Source organism: Trichococcus flocculiformis, from assembly GCF_963662535.1.
Lineage (GTDB): Bacteria > Bacillota > Bacilli > Lactobacillales > Aerococcaceae > Trichococcus > Trichococcus flocculiformis.
The window spans coordinates 2,334,198-2,350,881 of record NZ_OY759718.1 but is presented as its reverse complement, the minus strand read 5'-3'; the positions used below and the strand labels follow the sequence as shown (position 1 = coordinate 2,350,881).

Genomic DNA, 16,684 nt, shown 5'->3' with positions numbered 1-16,684 from the left:
TCCGATAACCATGTGGAATCGGACAACTAGAGCGCAAGCGCATTATGACATTCCAAAAAGGTCCGGATCGAAGTCATCGATCCGGGCCTTTTCGATCAGATGCTGCTCAACACAACATCCTTCTGTACAGACATTTTCGCTCTGCTCTCTTTAATCGCTACCTGTGCGGAAGCCAAGCGGGCGATCGGCACGCGGAAAGGCGAGCAGGAAACGTAATCCAAGCCGATGCTTGAGAAGAAGGCGATCGATTCCGGATCGCCGCCGTGTTCGCCGCAGACGCCCAGACTTAAGTCAGGGTTGGTTTCGCGGCCTAATTTGGCGGATAATTTGACGAGTTTGCCGATGCCTTTCACGTCCAATGAGTGGAACGGATTTGGCTTCAGCAAGCCTTTGTCTTCGTATTCCTGCAGGAACTTGCCGGCGTCGTCGCGGGAGAAGCCGAAGCCCATCTGCGTCATATCGTTCGTGCCGAAGCTGAAGAAGTCGGCCGCCTGCGCGATTTCGTCGGAAGTGACCGCGGCGCGCGGGATTTCGATCATCGTCCCGATCAGGTAGGGGATGGTCGCAGCCTTCTCAGAGAATACTTCCTCAATCTCCGCCACGATTTCCGCTTTGACGTAGCGCAGCTCGTCGACGTCGCAGACCAACGGAATCATGATTTCCGGTGTGATTGTGCTGCCGGTTTCTTCGGAAGCGGCGAAGGCCCCCTCGATGATGGCGCGCGCCTGCATCCGGTAGATTTCCGGGTAAGTGACGGCCAAACGGCAACCGCGGTGACCGAGCATCGGATTGACTTCATGCAAGGAATCGATGTGCGCTTCCAAACCAGCCAAACTGGTTCCCATTGATTCCGCCAAGGCAAGCTTATCCGCATGCGCAGTCGGTAGGAATTCATGCAATGGCGGGTCCAGTAAGCGGACGGTCATCGGCCGCTCCTGTAGCAGGGCGAACATTTCCTGGAAATCCTGGCGCTGCATTTCCAACAGCTCTGCCAGGTACTTTTTGCGTTCGTCCAGTGTGCGGGAAAGGATCATCTGGCGGACGGCCGGTATCCGATCCTTATGGAAGAACATGTGCTCGGTCCGGCAAAGTCCGACACCTTCCGCGCCCAGGGACAAGGCTTGTCTGACGTCGGTCGGGGAATCCGCATTGGCTTTGACCTGCAGCACTTTCATTTCGTTGACCCAGTCCATGAAGGTGCTGAATTTGCCGCCCAAAGTCGGGTTCTGCTTGGCGACTTTGCCGGCGTAGACTCTGCCGGTTGCGCCATCGATCGAAAGCAGGTCGCCTTGGTGCAGGGTGACGTCATCGATGACAACTGTTTTGTTTTCTTCATCGATGACGGCTGCGGTACAGCCGGCCACGCAGCATTTTCCCAAACCGCGGGCGACGACTGCCGCGTGCGAAGTCATGCCGCCGCGTGCCGTCAGGATGCCTTCCGAACTCATCATACCGGCCAAATCCTCAGGCGATGTTTCGCGGCGGACCAGGATGACTGGCAGGCCGTCCTTTTTTGCTGCTTCGGCAGCGGCTGTGGAGAAGTAGATATGTCCGGATGCCGCTCCAGGTGAAGCGCCGAGCCCGGTCGCCAACAAGGGAGCTTCAGCCAAAGCTTTCGTATCGAAAGTAGGATGGAGCAACTGGTCCAGTTGGCCGGTTTCGATGCGCATCACGGCTTCCTCTTTCGTGATCAGGCCTTCGTCGGCCAAATCCACGGCCACTGCGACGGCTGCGGCCGCTGTCCGTTTCCCGTTGCGTGTCTGCAGCAAGTATAGTTTCCCTTTTTCGATCGTGAACTCGATGTCCTGCATATCGGCGTAGTGGTCCTCCAGTTTTTCGGCGATGACCTTGAATTCGCTGTAGACGGCAGGCATCACTTGCTCCAGTGTATCGATGTCCAATGGCGTGCGGATACCGGCCACGACATCCTCGCCTTGCGCATTCATCAGGAATTCGCCGAACAGTTTTTTCGCGCCGGTCGCCGGGTTGCGCGTGAAGGCCACACCGGTACCAGAATCGTTGCCGCGGTTGCCGAACACCATGCTTTGGACGGTGACGGCTGTGCCGAGGTTATGCGAAATGTTGTGAATATCGCGGTACAGAATAGCCCTTTCATTATTCCATGAAGAGAAGACAGCCTGGACTGCTTGGTGCAATTGATCCAACGGTTCCTGCGGGAAAGTTTCGCCGGTTTCGCGTTGGTAGACGGCTTTGTATTGCGCGACCAGCTCGATCAGGTCTTCCAAAGTCAATTGGTTGTCGAACTCGTAACCGTTCTCATTTTTGACTGTATCCAGGATCGCTTCGAAATGAATGCGCGGAACGGATTTCACGACATCGGCGAACATCTGGATGAAACGGCGGTAGCTGTCGAAAGCGAAAGTCGGGTTCTGCGTCTGTTCAGCCAGACCAGCGACAGATGCATCGTTCAGCCCCAAATTCAGGATTGTGTCCATCATGCCCGGCATCGAGAAGGCGGCACCGGAACGGACCGACACCAGCAACGGGTTGGCAGGGTTATGGAAAGATTTTCCGACCGCGTTTTCCAGGTCGATGAGGGCGGAATCGATCTGCTGCTTGAGCGCAGCCCAAAGTGTTCGGCCTTCATCGAAATAATGGATGCAGGATTCCGTCGTGATCGTGAATCCTGGAGGGATGGGCAGGCCGAGATTGGTCATCTCGGCTAGGTTGGCGCCTTTGCCTCCCAATAACATCTTTTGTTCTTTTTTGCCTTCTGAAAAACGGTAAACCCATTGCTTCGTCATATGCGTTTCCTCCTTGTGGCTGTTTCTAGGTTATAGGTGTTTGCGGCTGATATTCATCATATCCATGTAGTGCAGGATGTGGTCTGCGGTTTCTTCGATCGCTTTGTTCGAAACGTCGACGATTTCGCAGCCGATCTGTTTCATGATCTCGTCTGCGTATTCGAGTTCCTCAAGGATGCGCTCCATGCCGGCATAACTGGCTGAGGGCGGCAGCCCCAGTGTCTTCAGGCGCTCTTTGCGGACTTCATTGAGTTTTTTTGGCGAATTCACAAGACCGATGATCCGCTCCGGGGCAATCGTGAAGATTTCTTTCGGCGGTTTCGATTCCGGAAAGAGCGGAATGTTCGCGACTTTCACGTTCTTGTTCGCCAGATAGATCGACAATGGTGTCTTGGATGTGCGGGACACGCCGACCAGCACGATGTCCGCTTTTTCGATGCCGCGCGGATCGCGGCCGTCATCATATTTGACGGAAAACTCGATGGCCTCGACACGGTTGAAATAGTCCTCGTTGAGTTGGCGGTTGATGCCCGGCTTCTCCTTGGCCGGAAGCTGGAACAGTTGCCCCAAACCAGTCAAGATCGGACTGTAGATGTCGACGCCGATAAGACCGGACTTTTCGATCTGTCCCTTCATGTGATCGGCCATTTCCTTTTTCACGAAGGTGTAAAAGATCATTGCCTTCCCTTCCTCGGAAGCTTTTGCGCAGATGTCGTCGATTTCCTCGGTCGTTTGCACGTAGGAATATTTCTTCAGTTGGTAATTTTCCGTCTCGAATTGGTAGAGGGCGGATCGGATCACCACATCGGCCGTCTCGCCGACGGAATCGGATACTAAGTAAATCGCGTAAAGGTCCATTTGCACACTGTCCTCCTAAAGGTCTTTGTTGAATATATCAAGCAACAATCTGCTGGCGGTCGATTTCGAAAATTTTCCGATGACCTCTTTTTTGCTGGTCTCCTCATACACAGAACGGGAAAGCACCGGCAAACTGTCGACGCGATGGGTGACGAGCAGTTTCGTGGCATCGACAACGAGTGTGTCGCTGAAGACGGTATAAAGATTCGGCATCTTCGTCATCACCATTCCGACCGGGATGGCATTCAGATCGGAGTCGCCCAAGGCGCTTTTGAGCAGATCTTTGCGGGAAACGATCCCCAGTATTTCTCGGTTGTCGGTGACATAAAGGGAACCGCAATCCTCAAGGAAAAGCTGGATGATGGCATCCTGGATGCTCGTTTCTTTGGTGAGGTTGACCGAGATGGCCATCACTTTTTCGACTTTTTGCTTGGCGATCTGTTCGACGAGAACGGAGTTGGTGTGCTCCTCGTTGATCAGGTAACCGACTTTCGGTTTGGCCTGTAGGATGCCGCTCATTGTCAGCAGCGAAAAATCGGGCCGCAGCGTCGCCCGCGCAAATCCCAGTATGGAGGCAATCTTTTCACCGGAAATCGGCTGCTGTTTCTTGACGATTTCGATGATTTGTTTTTGCCTATCGGTAAGTTCCATTTTTCCACCTCAATTCTTAATGTGATGTGTTAATGAATATATAGTATGTCACATTGAAAGTGTTGTCAACAAAAAGTGACATCTTTTTGCTGGGATATATCGGACATTCTGTCCCGTCCGACAATCCAGGAGCCATTTTTGTAGCCTGATCAACAACGGTCTATGGTAAACTTATGAAGACTAAGCGAATGAGGGTGAGGACCGAAAATGTATACAGTGGGTTACGGCATAGTGGATATCAAGGATTTAACATACAGTGATGCGACCTTCCAGAAAGGACTGCAGTTGTTTGAACGCGGAGCAATTCCGGATTTCTCCAGGGACAAAGCCGGGCTTTCGTTCTATGGAGAGGTCAAAGGGACTAAAAAATATGACGCGGAAGTTTATCTGGATGAAGAGAGGGAAATCGAGGATTATTTTTGCACGTGTCCGGCTTTTGAAGCCTATCCGGGTCCTTGCAAGCATGTGGTTGCCTTCCTCTTGGCGATCCTCAATTCTTCCTCGGATTCCCGTGATGATCGGAAATCTTTGAGCCAAAAAGCATCGACGGGCAGCCTGGCCAGCAGAGCGCCGCAGAAACGCTATGACGTCGAGCAGACGAACCGTTTGTTGGATGTGCTTCAATTCGAATTGCTGGAGGAAAACGACCTCTTCGACAGAGTGCCGATCCAAGTGGAATATACGTTGGTCATGTCCGATTTGCGCTATGGACAACACTTCAGCCTGAAGCTAAGGGTAGGATCCGGGCAATTATATATGGTGAAGGACTGCGATTATGTCATCAAGGGCATTCTGGCCGGTAGGCAGCTTCCGTTCGGGAAAAAATTCACTTATTCAGCGGACCAACATGAATTGTGCGAGGAAGATCGCGCGGTTTTTCTATTCTTAAAACAAATCCTCGATGCTGGGGCGGCATCCGGCCGCGATTATCGATCGAGCGAAGACCGTAAAGATGTCACCGTACCGGCGAGCATGGTGAAGGAATTACTGGAAAAGCTGGCGCAGTGTCCGCTTGTCTACATCAAAACAAATGCTTATCAAACCCGAGGGAAAACGTTGATCCCTGAACAAATTGTGAAGGACTTTGATCAACTTCCGGTCAGTTTTTCGTTGAGTGAATTGCCGCAAGGAGGCCTTCTTTTTGAAGAAACAACAGAAACTGCAGCCGAAAACATTTTTTTCAACCAAGCGGACATCTTCCTGCTTGATGGGAATTTCTATTATTTGAATACCAGCATGAAAGAACGCTTGACCGGTATTTATGCAGCCATTTCCCAGTCCGAGCATAACGGCTTGCATATCCCGCCTGAATCCGCGAGTGATTTCTTGGCGATCGCTGTTCCGGCGTTGCAGAAGTTTGCGGCCATTTCGCTGGCCGATACTGTGCAGTCGACCTATCAAAGTTATCCTTTGCAAGCTGAGCTCTATCTTGATTGGAAACAGGATAAATTGATCACGGAATTATTTTTCAATTACGGGGAAACGAAAATAGATGCTGCTAAAGAAGCCGCAGCCGATAGAGATTTGACTCCGGATAATATCGTCAGGGATCGGATCGCTGAGGGTATCGTAGTCCAAAAGTTCATCAATTCTGGCCATGATGCGTTCATTTTTGATGAATGTCTCTATTTGGAGGACTTGGACCACATCATGTCATTCCTTTATGAAGGCCTTGAGAAACTCGCTCCGCACTGCGAAATATTCACGACCGCGGCTGTCGAGAACCTGCTTTACCAACCGGTCCGGCCGCCGAAAGTCGCCATCGAAGTCAACAACCAGTCGCGGCTTTTGGATGTGACCTTCAGCACTGATGAAATCAATATCGACGATCTGAAGCAGATGGTCAGACAAATCGCGGCGAACAAGTCGTATCACCGCCTGTCCAACGGCAAAATCGTCAATCTGCGCCAAAAGGAAATCAAGGAGCTGACCGATGCGGTCTTGCAGCTGGACGTGCCTTTGAAGGACCTTAAAGCAGAGATGACTTTGCCGCTCTATAAGGCTTTCGGTGTCGACACCGATGCGGGGATCGTCCATCAGGATGAGGATTTCATGACGCTCATCAATCGGATGGAGAAGCCCGAAAAGATCGACTTCGACTTGCCGGAGGATTTGAAAGCGACTCTGCGCCCTTACCAGGAGACGGGATACAAGTGGCTGAAGGGGCTGGATCACTACGGCTTCGGCGGCATCCTTGCGGACGACATGGGTCTCGGCAAAACGCTGCAGGTCATCAGTTTCATCGCCGGTTCGCTCGGGGAAGGCGACACCAAACCGTATTTGGTCATCTGTCCTTCCAGCGTGCTCTACAATTGGCAAAAGGAATTCAAACAGTTCGCGCCAGGTATCCAAACGCAGCTCATCACCGGGACGAAGAGTGAAAGAAGTGACTGCGTAAACGCTGCAATCGCCGAAAATATTCCGGTCTGGATCACCTCCTATCCGTTGTTGCAGCGTGATGAGGATCTCTATGGAGGGCTGGCTTTCCGGACCGTCATCCTGGATGAAGCCCAGAGTGTCAAGAACGCCACAGCGAAGACGACAAAAGCCGCTTCTGCGCTCACTGCCAACAACAAAATCGCTTTGAGCGGAACGCCGATCGAAAATGCTTTGTCCGAATTGTACACCATTTTCAGCATCGCACAGCCCGGCCTTTTCGGGACGAGAACGGATTTTAAGAAAATGGAACCGGCACAGATCGCCAAAAAAGTAAAACCGTTCATCCTGCGCCGGCTGAAGGCGGATGTACTGAAGGATCTGCCGCCGAAGATCGAATCGATCTCCTACATCGAAATGACCGAAAAACAAAAGACAGCGTACTTGTCCCAGCTGCAGTTGATGCGCCAGGAAACCAAAGCGATGCTGGACGCGGATACGCTGAACGAGAACCGGATCAAAATATTGGCAGGACTGACGCGCCTGCGCCAGATCTGTTGCGATCCGGCCTTGGTCATGGCCGATTACAAAGGCGGTTCGGGCAAACTGGACCGGCTGATGGAGTATCTGGCGGAGTCCAAAGAGAACGGCAGACGCGTTGTCCTGTTCTCCCAGTTCACGCAGATGCTGGCCATCATCCGTGAGAAGCTGGATGCGGCAGGCGAAGCTTATTTTTACCTCGATGGCCAGACCCCGAATCAGGATCGTCTGAGCCTGACGACTCGCTTCAACGAGGGCGAGAAGGATCTTTTCCTGATTTCCCTGAAAGCTGGGGGGACCGGATTGAATTTGACTGGCGGAGATACGGTTATCCTCTACGACTCTTGGTGGAACCCAGCCGTCGAAAGCCAGGCTACCGACCGTGTGCACCGTTTCGGCCAGAAAAAAGTCGTCCAGGTCATCCGTATGATTGCGACCGGCACGATCGAGGAACGCATCAACGAACTGCAGGAACAGAAGCGCGAAATGATCGATTCCGTCATCCAGGCAGGCGGCCAATCGGTCACCTCCTTGACGAAAGAAGAACTGATGCAGTTGCTGGAAATATAGGTTGCGCCTGAACTGAAAACAGATTGAAGGAGAAGGAGAATCTTGATGACGGTTACATCTAATCCCGAAATGGATTTTGAATTATACATGGACACGGCTGTACTGGCCGGGAAAATCATGCTGGAAAGCAATGCGGAAACTTACCGTGTTGAGGAAACAGTGACACGCATCCTGAACAAGACCGGACTGCAGATGACGGATGCCCTGGCTTTGACGACTGGACTTGTGGCCACGCTCGACAATCCGAACATGCACGCGATCACGGTCGTCAAAAGGATTACGGAGCGCACGACGAATCTGAATAGGGTGTCCCGCGTCAATGCCGTTTCGCGGAATTTTGTTGAAGACAAATTGACCATCCAGGAGGCTTATGATGCGCTGCAGAACATCGATGAAATCCAATACAGCGGGCGCCAGAAAAGCTTCGCGCTGATCGGCTTCATCCAGCTTTTCATTTTTCTGATGGGCGGCACCTTCTACGACTTTTTGGCGATGCTTCCGGTCAGCGCCGCAGTTTCGTTTGTACTGCACACCGCGGTCAAATGGAAAATCCGCCCATTCATCCAAAACCTGGTCTCCAGTTTCGTAATTGCTGTGATGACGGCCATTTTGTCCGAGCTGTTGACCTTTCCGATTCAACCGGATACGATCATCATCAGTGCCATCATGCCATTGTTGCCGGGAACGGTATTGACGAACGGCATCCGTGATACTTTCCGCGGGGATTACATGTCGGGAGCTGCAAAAATATTGGAAGCCTTTGTGATCGCGATATTCATTGCGATCGGCATCGGTGCCGGCTTGGTCGTCGGTGGGGAGGTGATCCGGTGACGTTTCTGCAAATTCTTTTGGAAATGGTTGTTGCTTTCGTGGCCGTTTTCTTTATCGCCGTGACTTTGGAAGCACCAAAACGGACTTTGCGTTATGGTGCCATGGCAGGCGGGTTAGGCTGGGGTGTCTACCTTGTCGGACTATTGTTCATGGACATCGTCGCAGCCACTTTTATGGCCAGTCTGTTCATCGCTTGGATTGCGCACTTGTTCGCGCGTTACCTGAAGACGCCGGTGACGATCTATTTTATCCCGGCCTTCATTACCTTGGTTCCCGGAGCAGGCGTTTATCAATCGGTCTATTCCTTCATCAACAAAGAGTATGCATTGGCGCAGCAGCATCTGGTCCTCACGCTGCAGATATCGGGTGCCATCGCGCTGGCGATCTTCATTGTTGACAGCCTTTTCGGGCTCGTGGCCAGGATAAAGGCATCCAAGAAGAACAGTCCGATCAAATAGGTTTTGTGACACAGAGTTGTAAACTGGATTTAACGTTTCCGTATCGCAAACATGATAAACTTGTATCATTCAGAAGGAGGCAACTGCATGTCAGAGAACAATCAAAAACCGACCAGACAAGAATTACACCGAAATCATAAACGCAATAACCTGCTTGTCGTTGTAGGAATCATCGCAGCCGCATTTTTGGGGCTCGTGCTGCTCTATAACATTTTTTACGGGAATGATGAAACACCATCCATAGCGGCCAATAATCAAACGAATTCACAAAACATGATCATCACCGAATCGGCTGATTCCAGCGAAACATCCTCTTCGGCTGGAGCATCTTCGGAAAAAGAGAATAAAGAGGAAAAAGATGAAAAAGAGAAAGAAGAAACCGAAACGGAAACAAAAGAAGTGCCGTCAACCGATGAGAACGTCGCAAAAGCATACACCGGCGATTGGGAACCGATCGGCACGTCCCAAACCGGTGAGCACAGCGCTACCGATTACACCGACGGATCTGCTGACCGCATCGAAATTAAGCAAGCTGTTGCCGTTGCAACGGGCATCAGCGCCGATAATATGATTGAATGGTGGATCGGCAATGCCGGCGACCAGCAAGTCACTGCCACAGTCTCGGATACACAGAAAGAGAAAATCGCGCGCGTCCAACTCAAATGGGTCGACGGCGAAGGCTGGCAAGTTACGCTTGTGGAAGAGCTGAACGAAATACCGAACAATTGATCAACACACGAAGGCGCTCTTTTTTACAGGGCGTCTTTTTTGGTGTTGCTTATTTGGAAATGATTCTGTACGAAATGTTCGTTTTGGGGTAAACTGTTTCTAAATAGGAAACAGTTGAGGGGTGTCAAAAAATGGAAGAAGAGAAAAAACCTTACGGAACAGTTTTGCTGAAAGCCGCTAAGATCATCGATCATCTATCAAACAGCAAAGAAGCCCAGAGCCTAGCCGCCATTGCAGCCAACACGAGTCTATCCAGTCCGACGGCATTGAAAATTCTGGACACATTGCTTTTGATCGGATACGTGGAAAAAGATGAGCAGACGAAGCGTTTTACCTTGGGCAGCGCGCTGATCCGCCATGCGAATAACCGGCTGGCGAAGCTGGACATCATCAAAATCACCGATCCTTATCTGCGGAATCTGCAGGCCGGGCTGGATGAAACGGTTCACTTAGGTATCCTGGACAAGGATGAGGTCCTCTACGTCAACAAGTTGGAGACACAGAAAGCGATCGCGAACATCAATTCCCGGATCGGCAACACCAACCATCTCTACAGTTCGGCCATGGGCAAGGCGATGCTGGCTATGTTCAGTGAAGAGGAGTTGGAGGCCTATCTGGGGCGAGTCGAACTGATTGCGGACACGCCGAACACCATAACGGATCGCGCTGTTTTGAAAGAGGAAATCAGGAACGTTAGGATGGCCGGTTTTGCGACCGATGATGAAGAAAACGATCTGGATGTCATCTGCATCGGGGCTGCGCTTGTGGTCGATAACAAACTCTATGGCGCGTTCAGTGTCAGCACACCGAAATACCGTTTCGATCGCGAGAAGACCATCGCGAAAGTGCTGGAAACGAAAAAGAACCTGCTGGCCGAATTGAGCAAGACAAAAACTTTTGGCTGACAATTGAAGAAGGACGGAGCTGTCTCAAGCGAGGCAGTTTTTTTGGTTTAGGATGGTATGATTTTTGATTTGGTGTTCGCGTTTGTAGGTGACGGTCTGCAGTTCGAATGTCAATAAAATAGAAATTCGCTCACATAGGTGTTGAAATAACCAAAAGGAAACCGTATAATGAAACCAAAGTATTTCCTAAAAGAAAACAGTATTTCCTATATGGAAACTACGCGGGTTTTATGTCCTGCATTTCAGGTCGGTTGCATCATACCGGAAAGAAGAATGTAACCGCGTTCATGAAAACTAATAATATAATCGGGAGCGTGCGAAAAGATGAGTAAAATTTTGACATTGGGTGAAATCATGTTGCGCCTATCTACAGATCCAGGAACATTGATGACCTATTCCACAAATTTCACAGGGCATTACGGCGGCGGGGAAGCGAACGTCGGCATCAGTCTGGCGAATTTCGGGCATGAAGTGGCTTTCGCAAGCAAAGTGCCGGCCAATCCGCTTGGTGTTGCGGTCCGCAAGCATCTGAAGAGTTACGGAATCTGTACGGCCTTGCTGAAAAAGGGCGGCGAACGCCTCGGTACCTATTATTTGGAAAGCGGCGTAGGGGAACGTGCGGCTTCCGTCGTCTACGACCGTGCCCATTCAAGTTTTTCCAGCATGGAAGCTTTGGAATGGGATTTCGATGAGCTGTTCGAGGATGTCAACCTGTTCCATATTTCCGGCGTGACGGCTGCGCTCACCAAAAATTGGGCAGTGTGGTCGGTCGAGTTGGTGCGTGAAGCGAATAGACGCGGCATTAAAGTCAGTTTCGACATCAATTACCGTGCCAAACTATGGACGCAGGCCGAATGCGGGGCTTTCCTGGAGCAGGTCTTACCGTTGACCGACTATCTTTCCGCGGGTAAATTGGATGCTTTGTATCTGATGGGGATTCCGGAAAATACGAGCGAGCAGGAAGATGTGACGTATTATTATGAGAAGATGGCGGAAAAATATCCGAACATCAAAGTCTTCTACTCCACTATCCGTCAGGTCCATTCCGCCAGCCACAATGTACTCCAAGGGACGATGTGGCGTAACGGGGAAACCACTTTTTCGAACGTGCACACGATCACACCGATCGTTGACCGGGTCGGCGGCGGTGATGCATATGCGGCAGGGATTCTGCACGGGATTCTTTCCGGATATACAGCCGAGCATACCGTCGATTTCGCGATTGCTGCATCCAGCATGAAACACACGATCCACGGAGACTGCAACCAGTTTTCCGCGGAAGAAGTGGAAGACTTCAAGAATTCGGAGTCTGGTGCGATCAAAAGATAAAAAAATGGATATCAAAAAGGCAAGCGTTCGGGTCAAAAAACCGGATGCTTGCCTTTTGTCTTTTTCTTTCGGCTACATAGTAGGGCTGCTTTCGAAATCAGATGAATTCGCTGTCGTATTGCAGCTCCATCTGCTTCATTTCATGGTAGCTCACTTGGTCGAGCGTCATGGAAGCCAACAACAGATTGAAGTCATCGCGGGCTTCCGGATCTGAGGCAGCCCATATGAGTGTATGCGCCGCCTCATCCTCGCCGAGGTCCTCCGAAAAATCGACCATGCTGTCGCGCCATTTGATGTATGCTTCGTATTGTCCAGGTTTCATTTTGTATCCCCCATTGTTTTTATTTGATGATATAGATCATTTCGATTTCGCGTTTTTCGAGATCCGTGCCGCGCTTCATGAATCCAGCGTTTTCAAGTGCCCCGCGCCCCCATTGGTTGCCGATCTGGACGGATGCCTGCAGCAGCGAGCAGCTGAATTGCGTTTCAATCCATTTTGCGATTTCCCGGAGGCTTTCGGAACCAAAACTTTTGGATTGGAAAGGGTGGCCGATCATAATCTGTTCGAGCGTCATGATAGCAGCCTTTTGCTCTTTTTTGACGAATGCCAAGCCGATCATTTCTTCATCCGCATACAGGGCAATCGGGAACATTTTTTGCGGTTCGACATAGGCCAGCGCAATCATTTCCGCATTCGGCCGGACGTATTTGCGCTGCCAATCATCGACTGATAATGCAAGCGCGGCTTCGATATTATCTATTGAAAGGTTCCGTATCTGTATCATATTTGACACCTCTTTCTTTTTGAACTCGTAGTTATCATTTTAGACGACATCAGAAAGATGCGCAACTTACGTGTGATCATCGAACCTAAAAATCATAAAAAAACAGACATCGCAAGGACATCTGTTCAGATCAGGCATATATTCAATTTGGCACGAAGTTCATCTGTCAAACCTTTCCCGACGCTTGGTGGACTTGATGAAAAGCTGCTTCAGGGCAACACTGTCGTCGTTCTTGATAGCCGCTTTGATCAAGTCAAGCTGGTCCTCGAAGGTCTGGATGCTCTTCAGCAAATACTCTTTGTTCTCAAGAAAAAGTTCACTCCACAGTTCTTCGTTGATTTTAGCGATCCGAGTCAACTCGCGGTAACTATCACCAGTGAATTTCTCCGTTTCGCGGCCTTCGACATCGCTGTTGACCAAAGCTACGGCGATCGCGTGCGGCAATTGGCTGGTGAAAGCAATCATTTCATCATGGTAATCGGCAGAGATACGCGTGACCCTCCCGAAGCCCATCTCCATGATCAAAGCTTCCATGAAAGCAAGGTTCTCCTCTTTGTTGGAAGGGAGCGGTGTCAAGATGTAATTCGCATTTTTGTAGACGGAACTACTGGCGAAATCGATGCCTTTTTTTTCACGTCCGGCCATCGGATGACCGAAGACAAAGTCGATTGAGTCAGGTAAAACCGACAGGATATCTTCGATGAAGAACTTTTTGACACCCGTCGCATCCGTTAGAATCGAGCCCGGCTTGAAGTACTGCTTATGGGTAACGATGAAGTCGTGCACCAGACGGGGATAGAGCGAAAAAATCACCAAATCCGATTGCGGTAGGATGTCTTTGCCATCCTGATAGCCCTCCTTGATGAGTCGCTGCGCTTTGGCCTTGTCCAGCGTCGCTTGGTCGATGTCGACCCCGTAAAGATTGCGGTAGCCGGCATCGTGAAGGGCCATCGCGAAAGATCCGCCGATTACGCCCAGACCGACGATCGTGATGTTTAGTTCCTTATTGAGGGTTGTCATGGGCTGATCCTTCCTTTCCTGCTCCAAAGTGGCACGCAACAATTTCAGCGGCGATCTCTTCCAACGGTTTGTCGTTCTTGACGACGAAATCCGCAGCGTCTTGATACAAGGCCTCGCGTTCGGCCTTCAGCGCATGGAGCCTTTCCAGGCCGTCCTTTAAGAGTGGACGATGAGAAACTTCGATGTCATGCGTGATGTCTTCGACTGCGCGGTCGATATAATAGACTGTTCCGCTCTTTTTCAAAGCCACGATATTTTCACTGCGTTTGACGACACCGCCGCCTGTGCTCACGATCGTATCTTCGGAATCGGCAATTTCCTTATAGGCATCCGATTCGATATTACGGAAATAGTCCTCTCCAATCTGGAAGAGGTCGGTGATGCTCTCACCGGTCTTCTCCTCAATGAAGGCATCCGAGTCGATGAAACGGAAACCGGTTATATTGCTTAATAATTTACCTAAAGTCGTCTTGCCTGCACCAGGCATTCCGATCAGGATGATATTTTTTCCCAAATCCTTCACCTATTCCCGTTATTGTGTGATTTTGTCATAGATTTCTTGGTTCACTGCAAGTTCGAAAGGCCGTTCCAGCCAGATTTCCTGGGATTTGATTCCCTGGTGCACCAACATTTCCAATCCATTGCAGGTCTTCAGGCCGGCTGTTTTTGCCAAACGGAGGAATTCGGTTTCCTGTGGGTTGTAGATCAGATCTACTGCCGCACTGAAATGACAGATCACTTCCAATGGTACCGCACTGATGCCGATTTTGTCAGGGAACATGCCGAGCGGTGTCGTGTTGATGATCAGATCGCCTGAGATGTCCGTTATCTCATCATAACTCATCAAGGAGATGCGCGGATCGTCCGGAATATCGGTGAGAGCGCCTTTTTTCCGTGAAACGATGATAATGTTATTGATGCCATTATCCAATAAGTATAGAACGACAGCTTTTGCCGAACCTCCGAAACCCAATACCATTGCCGTCTGGTTTTCGACTGCGATGCTGTGCGAAGCCAACATAGTTCCGAATCCATAATAATCGGTATTAGCACCGTACAGTTTACCTTCTTTTACCTTGATCGTGTTGACAGCACCGATGCGCGTCGCTTCGGGGGTAATCTCATCCAAGTAAGGCATCACCGTCTGTTTGTAGGGAATCGTCACGTTGACTCCGACGAACTGAAGCACGCGGATTCCTTCTATCGCTGCTTCGAGTTCGATAGGGGATAATTCAATATGTTTATAACCGGCATTCATTCCGATCAGATCAAAAAAAGTCGAATGGATCCTTTCTGAATAGCTGTGGCTCAAATGTTCGCCGAATAGTCCGAAAAATTGCATCAGGTTTCACTCCTTTTAGGAAAGTGTAGATTATCGCCATCTAAATTTCAATACCAAGATTAAATTAAAAAAAAATTAAAAAACTCTTGCAATGATTAGAGCGTTTGTTATAATGATGGAAATCAGTCGTTTTCATTATGAGTTCAGCTGGTTAAATGATACACAAGAGAAGAGGTCATCCGATGGGTTCCACGCATGCTATCAATCTTTTACAAACAAACTTTTACTTTACATACTTTACATTCTGGGGCTTCTATTTTAGCGCTGGATATTTTGTTTGGAAAAAATTGCATAGAGCGAATATGAGAAACATCAGGGGATGCGGAAAATAGTTTGCAGGACGAATCGTCAGGCAACAGCATTTTTGGATAACGAAGCTTAACGCGGTGCTCATATCATATGGGTACCGCTTTTTATTTTTTTAAAGCAAAAACATACTAGGAGGAACAAGACATGATCATCATTTTGAAGAAAACGGCCAAAAAAGAGGAAATCGACGAACTGACAAAACGCTTAACAGACAAAGGGGTCATCGTGAGTCCGGTAGTCGGCGAAACAATGACGATATTGGGTTTGGTAGGGGACACTTCGAAAGTATCGATGGACACCATCCAGCAACATCATATCGTCGAACGCGTGTTGAAAGTTCAAGAGCCTTACAAAAAAGCAAACCGTAAATTCCATCCGGACGATACAGTCGTCGAAATTGACGAACAGCGTATCGGTAATGGATACTTTGGAGTGATCGCAGGGCCTTGTTCCGTTGAAGGTGAAGAACAAATCATCAGCATCGCGCAACGCGCAAAAGCAGCAGGTGCTAACTTCCTCCGCGGTGGAGCCTTCAAGCCGCGCACATCCCCATACAGCTTCCAAGGATTGGAATTGGAAGGCTTGCGTTTGTTGAAATTGGCTAAGGAAGCGACTGGCTTGCCGATCGTTACCGAATTGATGTCCACGAAATTCGTTGATGAATTCGAAGCGGATGTCGACCTTATCCAAATCGGGGCCCGCAACATGCAGAATTTCGATCTGTTGAAGGAAGTCGGCAAAACAAAGACGCCTGTCCTGTTGAAGCGCGGTCTGTCCGCAACTTACGAAGAATGGTTGATGTCTGCTGAATACATCATGTCCGAAGGGAACGAAAACGTCATCCTTTGCGAACGCGGCATCCGCACATTTGAAACGGAAACACGCAATACCTTGGATATCCAAGCCGTTCCGGTCATCCAGAAATTATCCCACTTGCCGATCGTCATCGATCCAAGCCACGCGGGCGGCTCTGCTTACCTCGTGCCATCCATGTCCAAATCGGCGGTCATGTCCGGCGCGAACGGCCTGATGGTCGAAATCCATCACGATCCTGAGAACGCATGGAGTGATGGCCAACAGTGTCTGAACCCGAATGAGTTCGATGAGTTGATGGCTGTCGTAAAACAGTTGATTGCCATTGAAGGAAAGCATTTGGATGCGGTAAAATAAAGGAAACACTTTCGGCGCATTTCAATGCGTTGGCTAGCTTCACGGG

General features: G+C 49.9%; 15 protein-coding genes. 7 read left to right on the top strand and 8 right to left on the bottom strand.

Going from position 1 to position 16,684, the window contains the following annotated elements; translation table 11 throughout:
• Positions 1 to 95: 95 nt before the first annotated feature.
• The 3 genes from ppdK to ACKPCD_RS11215 are packed head-to-tail and all read right to left on the bottom strand — an operon-like array spanning position 96 to position 4,274.
• A complete protein-coding gene (gene ppdK, locus ACKPCD_RS11225; protein WP_321433235.1) occupies positions 96 to 2,765 on the bottom strand; it encodes a pyruvate, phosphate dikinase in 2,670 nt (889 codons plus the stop codon).
• A 30-nt stretch (positions 2,766 to 2,795) separates the two neighbouring features.
• Entirely contained in the window at positions 2,796 to 3,623 is an 828-nt protein-coding gene (locus tag ACKPCD_RS11220) for a pyruvate, water dikinase regulatory protein (RefSeq protein ID WP_321434564.1), read from the bottom strand.
• Between the two features lie 15 nt (positions 3,624 to 3,638).
• Positions 3,639 to 4,274: a CBS domain-containing protein gene (locus ACKPCD_RS11215; protein WP_276641509.1), complete on the bottom strand. Its 636-nt coding sequence runs from the start codon at positions 4,272 to 4,274 to the stop codon at positions 3,639 to 3,641.
• A gap of 207 nt (positions 4,275 to 4,481) precedes the next feature.
• On the opposite strand from ACKPCD_RS11215, the gene ACKPCD_RS11210 reads away from it, so the two are divergent.
• From ACKPCD_RS11210 to ACKPCD_RS11185, 6 genes are all read left to right on the top strand, one after another.
• Positions 4,482 to 7,760 carry an SNF2-related protein gene (locus tag ACKPCD_RS11210; protein WP_321433234.1) on the top strand — a complete coding sequence of 1,093 codons (3,279 nt, stop codon included), beginning with the start codon at positions 4,482 to 4,484 and terminating at the stop codon, positions 7,758 to 7,760.
• 45 nt (positions 7,761 to 7,805) lie between these two features.
• Entirely contained in the window at positions 7,806 to 8,591 is a 786-nt protein-coding gene (locus ACKPCD_RS11205) for a threonine/serine exporter family protein (RefSeq protein WP_321433233.1), read from the top strand.
• The gene (locus ACKPCD_RS11200; protein ID WP_321433232.1) at positions 8,588 to 9,049 is read left to right on the top strand and encodes a threonine/serine exporter family protein; all 462 of its coding nucleotides are present in this window, start codon (positions 8,588 to 8,590) and stop codon (positions 9,047 to 9,049) included. Before ACKPCD_RS11205 ends, ACKPCD_RS11200 begins: the two co-directional genes overlap by 4 nt.
• Positions 9,050 to 9,136: 87 nt before the next feature.
• A complete protein-coding gene (locus ACKPCD_RS11195) occupies positions 9,137 to 9,778 on the top strand; it encodes a YrrS family protein (protein ID WP_321433231.1) in 642 nt (213 codons plus the stop codon).
• Between the two features lie 131 nt (positions 9,779 to 9,909).
• Entirely contained in the window at positions 9,910 to 10,683 is a 774-nt protein-coding gene (locus ACKPCD_RS11190; protein WP_321433230.1) for an IclR family transcriptional regulator, read from the top strand.
• A gap of 324 nt (positions 10,684 to 11,007) precedes the next feature.
• On the top strand, positions 11,008 to 12,012 hold the full coding sequence (locus ACKPCD_RS11185; RefSeq protein WP_321433229.1) for a PfkB family carbohydrate kinase: 1,005 nt from the start codon (positions 11,008 to 11,010) through the stop codon (positions 12,010 to 12,012).
• A 97-nt stretch (positions 12,013 to 12,109) separates the two neighbouring features.
• Here the strand turns inward: ACKPCD_RS11185 and ACKPCD_RS11180 are convergent, their stop codons facing one another.
• From ACKPCD_RS11180 to aroE, 5 genes are all read right to left on the bottom strand, one after another.
• Positions 12,110 to 12,334, bottom strand: a complete 225-nt coding sequence (locus ACKPCD_RS11180) for a hypothetical protein (protein WP_068561735.1) — start codon at positions 12,332 to 12,334, stop codon at positions 12,110 to 12,112.
• 19 nt (positions 12,335 to 12,353) lie between these two features.
• The gene (locus ACKPCD_RS11175) at positions 12,354 to 12,797 is read right to left on the bottom strand and encodes a GNAT family N-acetyltransferase (protein ID WP_321433228.1); all 444 of its coding nucleotides are present in this window, start codon (positions 12,795 to 12,797) and stop codon (positions 12,354 to 12,356) included.
• 159 nt (positions 12,798 to 12,956) lie between these two features.
• Positions 12,957 to 13,817 (bottom strand): prephenate dehydrogenase, encoded by an 861-nt coding sequence (locus ACKPCD_RS11170; RefSeq protein WP_321433227.1) that lies wholly within the window; start codon positions 13,815 to 13,817, stop codon positions 12,957 to 12,959.
• Positions 13,801 to 14,331 (bottom strand): shikimate kinase, encoded by a 531-nt coding sequence (locus ACKPCD_RS11165; RefSeq protein WP_086988243.1) that lies wholly within the window; start codon positions 14,329 to 14,331, stop codon positions 13,801 to 13,803. The genes ACKPCD_RS11170 and ACKPCD_RS11165 overlap by 17 nt, the downstream gene beginning before the upstream one ends.
• Before the next feature lie 18 nt (positions 14,332 to 14,349).
• Positions 14,350 to 15,159 carry a shikimate dehydrogenase gene (gene aroE / locus ACKPCD_RS11160; RefSeq protein ID WP_086988242.1) on the bottom strand — a complete coding sequence of 270 codons (810 nt, stop codon included), beginning with the start codon at positions 15,157 to 15,159 and terminating at the stop codon, positions 14,350 to 14,352.
• Between the two features lie 453 nt (positions 15,160 to 15,612).
• Here aroE and aroF point away from each other — a divergent pair, with 453 nt between their 5' ends.
• Positions 15,613 to 16,638 carry a 3-deoxy-7-phosphoheptulonate synthase gene (aroF, locus tag ACKPCD_RS11155; protein ID WP_321433226.1) on the top strand — a complete coding sequence of 342 codons (1,026 nt, stop codon included), beginning with the start codon at positions 15,613 to 15,615 and terminating at the stop codon, positions 16,636 to 16,638.
• The last annotated feature ends 46 nt before the right edge of the window (positions 16,639 to 16,684 follow it).